This window comes from Mesorhizobium waitakense (genome assembly GCF_056431085.1).
Map to the genome: position 1 here is coordinate 1 of NZ_JBWKME010000061.1, position 8526 is coordinate 8526.

General features: G+C 62.3%; 6 protein-coding genes and 3 pseudogenes. 6 read left to right on the forward strand and 3 right to left on the reverse strand.

Going from position 1 to position 8526, the window contains the following annotated elements:
• Positions 1–25: 25 nt before the first annotated feature.
• Positions 26–2734: a non-ribosomal peptide synthetase gene (locus AC07FD_RS14390; protein ID WP_478350358.1), complete on the forward strand. Its 2709-nt coding sequence runs from the start codon at positions 26–28 to the stop codon at positions 2732–2734.
• 196 nt (positions 2735–2930) lie between these two features.
• A complete protein-coding gene (locus tag AC07FD_RS14395) occupies positions 2931–3884 on the forward strand; it encodes a 4'-phosphopantetheinyl transferase family protein (RefSeq protein WP_478350359.1) in 954 nt (317 codons plus the stop codon).
• A 600-nt stretch (positions 3885–4484) separates the two neighbouring features.
• Here AC07FD_RS14395 and AC07FD_RS14400 read toward each other — a convergent pair.
• The gene (locus AC07FD_RS14400) at positions 4485–4640 is read right to left on the reverse strand and encodes a hypothetical protein (protein WP_379016743.1); all 156 of its coding nucleotides are present in this window, start codon (positions 4638–4640) and stop codon (positions 4485–4487) included.
• Between the two features lie 82 nt (positions 4641–4722).
• On the opposite strand from AC07FD_RS14400, the pseudogene AC07FD_RS14405 reads away from it, so the two are divergent.
• Positions 4723–5387 (forward strand): annotated as a pseudogene (locus AC07FD_RS14405) (DUF7007 domain-containing protein); the annotation flags it as partial.
• A gap of 38 nt (positions 5388–5425) precedes the next feature.
• Positions 5426–5752, forward strand: a complete 327-nt coding sequence (locus tag AC07FD_RS14410) for a hypothetical protein (RefSeq protein ID WP_478350360.1) — start codon at positions 5426–5428, stop codon at positions 5750–5752.
• 182 nt (positions 5753–5934) lie between these two features.
• Here the strand turns inward: AC07FD_RS14410 and AC07FD_RS14415 are convergent, their stop codons facing one another.
• Positions 5935–6126 (reverse strand): hypothetical protein, encoded by a 192-nt coding sequence (locus AC07FD_RS14415; protein ID WP_478350362.1) that lies wholly within the window; start codon positions 6124–6126, stop codon positions 5935–5937.
• 93 nt (positions 6127–6219) lie between these two features.
• Positions 6220–6404 (reverse strand): annotated as a pseudogene (locus AC07FD_RS14420) (IS1 family transposase); the annotation flags it as partial.
• Between the two features lie 463 nt (positions 6405–6867).
• On the opposite strand from AC07FD_RS14420, the gene AC07FD_RS14425 reads away from it, so the two are divergent.
• Together AC07FD_RS14425 and AC07FD_RS14430 are read left to right on the forward strand one after the other, a co-directional pair.
• Positions 6868–7455 (forward strand): hypothetical protein, encoded by a 588-nt coding sequence (locus AC07FD_RS14425; RefSeq protein ID WP_478350361.1) that lies wholly within the window; start codon positions 6868–6870, stop codon positions 7453–7455.
• Between the two features lie 304 nt (positions 7456–7759).
• A pseudogene (locus AC07FD_RS14430) lies at positions 7760–8476 on the forward strand (ArdC family protein); the annotation flags it as partial.
• Positions 8477–8526: the final 50 nt, after the last annotated feature.

Sequence of the window (8526 nt, forward strand, 5' to 3'; positions counted from 1 at the left end):
ATTGGAGCGAGCTCCGAATACGCCAGTGCGCGAGCTCGACATCCTGCCGGCGGCCGAGCGCACATATCTGGTGGAGGAGTTGAACCGGACGGCGGCGCCTTACCCCTCGGAGCGGTGCATCCACGAGCTGTTCGAGGCGCAGGTGCGCAAGGCGTCCGACGCGGTGGCGCTGGTCCATGACGACGAGCGCCTGAGCTATGGCGAACTCAACGCGCGGGCCAACCGGCTGGCCCATCATCTGATCGCCCTCGGGGTGAGGCCGGACCAGCCGGTGGCGATCTGCCTGGAGCGCAGCCCGGCGATGGTGGTGGGGCTGCTGGCGATCCTCAAGGCCGGCGGTGCCTATGTGCCGCTCGACCCGGCCTATCCGGGCCCACGGCTCAACCAGGTGCTCGAGGACGCCGTGCCGCGGCTGCTGCTTTGCGATGCGGCCGGTCGCACAGCACTTGGCGCCGAGGCGCTGGCCGACGTCAGCGTGGTCGATCTGGAGACGGCGACCCCGGCCTGGGCCGAACTGCCCGCCTCGAACCCGGACCCGCGCGCGCTGGGCCTTAGTCCCCGCCATCTCGCCTACATCATCTACACCTCCGGCTCCACCGGGACCCCCAAGGGCGTCATGGTCGAGCATCGCGGAATGGTCAATCTGGTGCTGGCTCAGATCGGACTGTTTGGCGTCTGTTCAGACAGTCGAGTGGTGCAGTTCGCCTCCTTCGGTTTTGATGCCAGTGTCTGGGAAATGATTATGGCGCTTGGCTCCGGCGCCGCCTTGCATTTGCCTGCGGATGAACTCCGCAAGGCGAGTAACAAGCTATCGGATTACCTGCGAAGCGAAGCCATCACCCACGCGACGCTGCCTCCGGCCTTGCTTCAGGAAAGCAAGAGTGCGCAACATTTGGCGTCGCAAGCTCTCATTCTTGCTGGAGAGCTGCCGAAGGCCGAACTCATCCGTCGCCTGCCTGCAGCATCTGTTATCAATGCCTATGGACCGACGGAAACGACAGTCTGCGCGACGACGTGGACTTGCCCCGATGACTTTGACGGGCCGATCGTCCCGATCGGTCGTCCGATTGCGAACACGCAGGTGTATCTGCTGGACGGCCATGGCGCGCCGGTTCCGTTCGGGGCAGTGGGCGAGCTTTACATTGGCGGGGCAGGTGTTGCGCGGGGTTACCTGAACCGCCCCGAGCTGACGGCGGAGCGGTTCATCGCCAGCCCCTTTGTGGAGGGCGACCGGCTCTACCGGAGCGGCGACCTGGCGCGCTATCTGGCGGACGGCAACCTGGAGTTTTTGGGGCGCAACGACGACCAGGTGAAGATCCGCGGCTTCCGCATCGAGCCGGGCGAGATCGCCGCGCGGCTTTGCGAGCATGCGCTTGTCGGCGACGCGGTGGTGGTGGCGCACGAGGACCGCGCCGGCGACAAGCAGCTTGTGGCCTATGTGGTGTGTGCGCCCGAGGCCGGAGCGGACGATGTCGATGGAGGCGCGCTGGCCGGCGGCTTGCGCGCCCATCTGGTTAGCCTGCTGCCCGACTACATGGTGCCGAGCGCCTTCGTGCGGCTGGATGGGCTGCCGCTGACGCCAAACGGCAAGCTGGACCGCCAGGCGCTGTCGGCGCCGGCCGACGATGCCTATGCGCGGGCCGCCTACGAGGCGCCGCAGGGCGAGGTCGAGACGGCGCTGGCGCAGATCTGGGCAGAGCTTCTGGGGGTCGAGCGGGTCGGACGCCACGATCATTTCTTCGAGCTCGGCGGCCACTCGCTCATGGCGGTGCAGCTGATAAGTCGAGCCTCAAACCTTGGACTGAAGTTTAGCGCCAGCGATCTCTTCCAGACATCCATTCTGAAGGACCTTGCATCGAAGCTCAATTTGGAATCACAGCCAAGTAATCCGGGAGTGATTTCCATTCGTCCGACGGGATCGCAACCGCCGCTCTTCTTTGTTCCGACAGGGATGGGAGACAGTTCCTATGCCGTCAAATTGGTAAGCGAAATGGACATAGACTGTCCCGTTTATGCTGTGTCATGGCCAGATTTCGATGAACTTTGTCCACCATCTCTCGAAGAAATAGCCGCGCAGGCTATCGAGGGGATGAAAGAGATCCAGCCGTCTGGGCCTTATCGCCTCGCAGGATACTCATCAGGTGGGATCTTGGCTTACGCAATTGCGCAGCACCTGTTGAGGCTGGACGAAGCTGTTTCATTCATGGCGCTGATCGATGTTACGCTCCCGGCGAACTTGACAAGGATATCACCCATCCAAATGGTGCGAGACGTGGTGCTGGATTCTTTTGAGTCCTTTGAGGATGAGAGCTTCGAACTGTTGGAGCAATTTGCTCGACACAGTTCAATCGCTCAGCTGCTTGGAAAGGCGCAGCAAATTGGAGCGATCGCTTCAAAAGGCGATCTCCGAGACGAAGTGGTGATGTATGAAAAAATCGCTCGGTTTCACGAGGCGCTACAGGCGTACCAAATCCCATCCCTGCCAATTGAGATACATCAGTTTTATGCCACCGAGGCTCTGTTCAGTTCTCGGGCGCGACAAGCTGAGACTTCATTGGGCCCCGAGGCGCGTTCGCCCATGCGCGGCTGGGACCGGGTCTTGAGTCGAGAGGCCATTACTGCCGTACCGATTGGAGGCGACCACGTGACGATGATGAGTGATCTGGAAAGCCGCAAAGCTCTGGCCCGAGCCATCTCTGCGCACTTAACCGCGATTAGTGAAAGGGATCTCTAACGAGCTCCAAAGTGTCCGGCGCCCAGACCAGGTTCGGTCTCGAAATCCCGACAACACCCTGAATGGCCCTGGATCGATGCTCCAAAGACGGGAACACCCATATGTTGGCTGGCGCCGCTGCTGACCGACGGCCGGGTCGGATTAAGTCCAAACTTCATTGGCTGAGCTCCTCGAACGGCTCAAAGGGACCAAATAGATGGAGATTTTCACGATTGATCGACAGAACGTCATCGTCGGCATTCGTCCAATAGAACGCGATGACCAATTCGCCATGTACGCTTCCGAAGTTGCGTCTATGGGACGCGCTGTTCCCAAAGTCCGCCGCGAAAGCGGCGCCGCAAGAGTGGTTGCCCGAACACTTCTTGCGCAACTGGGGTTCCCATCGATGCCGATCTTAAAGACGCGGTCTGGTGTTCCGATCTGGCCGCCCGGGCTCGTCGGGTCTTTGGCGCACCACGATACAGTAGCAGCCGCCGCTGTTGCAGGGACGCAAAGGATTGCATCTCTCGGCATCGACATTGAGCCTAATGAACCTCTGCCGGATAACCTGATCGAATTGATCGCCACCCCTAATGAGCAACGCATGTACGATCTGCGTCTGCTCAAGCGGCGGGATCTCTTCGTCTTGAAGGAGGCAGTGTATAAGGCGTATTTTCCGCTGTACCATCAGTTCCTTGAGTTTCAGGACGTGGAAATTGATATCACTGCGCGATTAGCACACGTGTCGAAGGCAAATTGCACCTTCGCGCTCGAGTTACTTATTTCCAAGAATGTAATCGGTTTGGCATATTCCCGGCCGATATGCGGCAGCCCGGAACCACCAGACCATCACGGGCTGGCGATACGCAACGACGCCACTTGGTGTGATCGTGCCGACGACGCCGATCGGGTGCGTGATCAACATCATGCGGCGCCCCGTCGAGGGTGCCGAGATTGTCTTGCCCGCAGATGCGGTTGGCCCTTCTCGGCGTACCACTGGAGATACGCCGAGGCATGTGGTTCCGATTTTGCTTTGGCAAGGGGCTTGCCGATTTCGGTAGTGAGGATCGCGGCGAGATCGTGTGTGGTCGACGATCAGCTGTTGCCATTGCCACAGCGTTTCGCTGCGCTCGCGGGCTGTGAGCCACCCATTTCGATCTGTGCGACATAAGCCTCGATCGCCGCGCGCGTCTTCTCGACGCCCATGTCGGGAAGTTCCGCCAGTATTCGCTGGTCGAGGGATTGACGACCTCGAACGTGCGCCCGCCGCCCGGCGCGCCAAGTGCCGGCACACGGGCGAACAGGTCAGGCGATTTCAGGTGGCAGACCATCGCCAGGCACAGGGCAATACTGGTTTCCTCCCTAACACGGCGGATATCGGCAGTGTGTGTTCCGCGACTTCCAGATCCGAACAAGGCCTTGCCCAAGCAGCTGGTAGACTACTGTACCCGAGTGGAAAGGAGGTATGTTCGAAACTCGACAACTCGGTTTTGGTAGCTGAAGAAGTTGAGTAATGCGAGATCAGCGTTCGCCAGCGGCAGACGCTGCATGGTATAGCGACAGCGCCAGCCACCCTTGGCTCGTCCGCGCAAAAAGAAGCCCGCATGGGCAGGACTTTGCCGCAACCCGGCAACTTGCCCGATAAGGCTCGATTTGGCCCGCGAAATCGCCTCTCGCGGGCCTTATGAGATCCCACCAGCCACGAGGCCGGACTTTGCTTCTGCCTAGCCACTCTCGGCGAGAGAAGGAAGGCGAAATTTGACTTCCAGGCTTATCCTTTCGTGTCCAGCCGCGGGCCAACGACCATGATGGCGGGCTCGACGGAAAGCAGCTTCTTCGCCATCGCCTTGACCTTATCGCGGGTCACTTCCTCGATAAGCGCGGAACGGCGCTGGATGTAGTCGATGCCGCGCTTGTCGATCTGCAAGCCGAGGAGCGTTGCGCGGCGACAATTACGGTGTCCGGTTGAGCGACAACTATGATGGCCGGTAGGAGCGCTTGTCAGGTCCGGCTGCGTCGAGGACGAAGTGGCCTTTCTGGGCCGCATGATCGAGCAGGCGGACCACAGCCGCGAGCTGCGAGGTCTTGACCGCCAAACTGTGTGCATGGACTGCAGCACGCCATGGGGCGCGTCGCAGGGCGCCACCGTCTACGCGGACGGGATCGTATGCCATACCACGGCCGGACATGGCGGCTTCAAGCTCTCCGCCGCGCGCAATGCGACGGTCCACCCTATGCTGCGGGCGGAAGACGCCTGTTACGAAGAGGACGCGGAATGGGCGATCGTCGCGCTCACCTTTCCGGACCTGTTCACGACCTACGAGCGCGCAGCCGCCGACAAAGCAGTCCGCGACTCCTGGCCCGATGCCTGGGAAGCGATCTCCGGTCGTTCTCTCGCTCCCGGCGAGTCCCACGAGAAGGATGCCCAAGAGTTCGCGCGGGTGCATGCCGACGACTGGATCGCTCTCACCGCCTCCGTTCAGATCATGCCGGGATGACCGAGGTGATCGCCACCATCGGCGGCAAGCGCGAGGAAGGGGTTGAACAGCGTCGCTTTCTCGTGCCGAGCGACGACTACGCTGTCGGCCGCTTCGGCTTCGTCATCGATGAGACGAAGCATGCCGCCTATGATGGTCCCTCGAGCTTTCCCAGCTGGCGCGGGAGGGTCCCGTAATGTCGGGTCCGCCAGAACAAGCCGCGCAGCTTTTCCGCATGGAAGCGGCGCGGCGGCAGACGCAGCACCAGCTCGATCTGATCGACCGGCAGATCACGCGGCGCATGACAGCGATCATTCCGCTGCTTGGCCGGCGACAGGCCACCCTTCGCCGCGGTAAGGCGCCGGAGCCGGGCGCCTTTCTGGAACGGTATCGCGCGACGCTGGCGGCGCTGACCGCCGAGCGTCAGCCGGAAGTTGACGCGCTCACCCGAAAGCTTGCCCGACAGGACGTTGCGATCGCGGCCGTTCGGGCGCGCCACCTGCTTCCCCTTGATCCGGCAAAAGGTCCAAATGACGCCTCAAATGAAGGTGAACGCTCATGAGCACGACTGGCGAACTGGCGCGAAGCGCCGGGATCGGCTCGTCGCCTCAGGAGCGCACAGCATTCCGGTTTCGGTTCCACCGTCTGCCAAGGGTCGAATGCCGCAAGGCCGGGGTGACTTTAGCATTGGATTATATGAGAACGTCCAACGGACGTATCAGGAACGAGTATGGCTATCGACCCTCAGGCCGGCTTCGGCCTGATTACACTGATGGCATCAACTATGGCGTCGGCGGCCTGTCCGTCGAGCACGATTTCTAACAGGCCCATTGTTGTGCTGATGGATAGGATGCCGAGCGCGCCTTTCTGATCTTCGACCGTGCTGACATGGATTTCGGTCGGCACGAAAGGGGCAGCCTTCTTCGTCGGGTTCATGGTTGCTCGCGTCACTCGGGCGACCTCGACAATCGCGCAACTCGGTGACAGGTGCAAGCAGCCTTGGGCGGCCACGGGCTTGGTACAGCCGCGCTCGATTTCTGCACTATGTGCGCCAGTGCGTTCGGCAGGACTGTAGCGATCCTGGCGCTTTCCGCAGAGTTGCCATAGAGCTTTACCGGCATGGCGTCATCGATCTCGGCACGATACGCGCCCTCGACGGCTTCCAGGTATGCCCTGTGACTGTCGCTGGTCAGCTGGACGCGGTTGGCGAGCCGTATCCGCAAGACCATGCCCGTGCTCATCTCATGCCGCAAACGGTCTTCTGAGAGTTGGGCGGAGAGCCGGCCCGACCCGTTAGGTCCCATCGAACGAGTGCACGCTTCCGGCAGGCTGAAATTATGCCGCGGCGCTGTTGGTGGCGCCCTGTTCCCTGGCTTCCGTTGTCGGACCAGGCCCTTGGCCGATCTGTCCTTACGGTTTTGCTGCGGTCTGAACCGGCGGCCGTTCGTTTCAAGGCCGCTTCGCGCCGCGGGGCGGCCGGACCGCGCCGTCCTCGCAAAGCAGGTTTGCGCGCCGCGCGAGGTCAGGATGACCTGCTTGCGCGCATACCGGCTTCGCTCGTCCTGGCGGGCCCGGACCCTGAAACGCCCGTCTTCCGCCGGTTCCTTTCGACCGCACCGAAGGACAGATCGGCCAAGGGCCGGACCGCTTCGGAGGAAACCACGAAAGGAAGACCCCATGGCCAAGCCCGCAACCCAATCCCGCCAGTCCGCCCGCCTTGTGCAGCTTCGAAAGGGCGCCACCCTTGAAATGGTCCGGCTCACGTGCCCGGACGCCGCTCAGGCGACGGCGATCGCCGGCAGCTTCGGAACGGCCGTGATCGACGGCGACGGGATCCGTGACCTGCACCAGCGCCTGATCATCGAAACCGCCGACGGCCTCTCCGAGGGGCTTGGCGAACGGGCGATGCAGATACACCTCCAGCGCATCGTCGGCGCCTATGTCGGGTCCGCGCACGGCGCCGGCCAGTTCTACTCCCGCGCCGTCACCGAAGCACGCGATGCCACCGCCAAGGCCGCCAATGACGCGCGCGACGAGGACCTCGACGGCCCGGTCGGTTACGACAGCGCCGCCCAGCGCAAGCGCGAATTCGCAGCCGACATGGGTATCCAGGCCCATTCGCTCCGCATGGCCGCCGAAGGCGCCGTTGCCGCCTACGAGCATGTCGTCGGCGAGGTCTGGAAGCCGTTCGAGCGTCCCGTCGAGAATCCCGGCCAGAACCTCGACCGCAGGGCGGCCGAGCAGCAGATGGCGGCACTTGGTTGAGCCGCCCATCGGGCAAGGCCCAGGCCTTGCCCGTCACACCGTCTTATGGGGCCGGTCCTGCCGCGACCGGCCTTTTCCGTGTCGCGCCCCGCCGGCCAAGGGAAGAAGAAAGAAGAACGGAAGGGAGCCGCACCCCGCGTCCCGTCCCGGATGGCGGTCCTGCCCGGTCCGGCGGGTCGCGCAACGGCTTCGCCGTCCTCCTCTTCGTTGCGGTCCTGTGGATGCGCGTCCCGCCTGATAGGCCAGGCGACGGACGCCCGTGACGGGCCGCGATGGGCGCGGCTCCCAAATGGAGGTTCAGGACATGAAAGCCAGGGCAAACGGATCACGCACCGACATCTATGCGCGGATCACCGACAAGATCGTTGCCGATCTGGAGAAGGGCGTTCGCCCATGGGTCCAGCCATGGAGTAAGCGCAACACCGTCGGTCGGATCACCCGACCGCTGCGCCACAATGGCGAGGGCTACACAGGCGTGAATGTGCTCCTTCTCTGGTCCGAGGGGATCGCACGCGGCTTTTCTTCGCCAATGTGGATGACGTTACGGCAGGCGAACGAACTGGGCGCGCATATTCGCAAGGGCGAGAGTGGCGCGACCATCGTCTATGCAAGCCGCTTCACCAAGACCGAAAAGGACGCCGGGGGCGCCGAAGTCGAGCGCGAGATCCCGTTCCTGAAGGCGTACACCGTCTTCAACTGTGACCAGATCGAGGGTCTGCCTGATCATTGCTGCAGGCATGCGGACCCGGTCCCCAATCCGGTCGAACCGATCGAACACGCCGAGCGGTTCTTCGGTAATACAGGAGCGACGGTGCGCTATGGCGGCGACAAGGCCTATTATTCGCCGGCTAGCGACCATGTGCAGTTACCTTTTCCCGAACAGTTCAAGGACGCCGCGTCGCTAGTCGCTACGAAAGCCCATGAGATTCTGCATTGGACCTCCGCCTCTCCTCGACTGAACCGGGACCTTAGCCGATATCATCACGACAAGACCGATCGTGCGCGAGAAGAACTTTTAGTCTTATCTTGACAGTCTGCACCGATTGCCAGTGTCCTGCTTGACGTCGATGC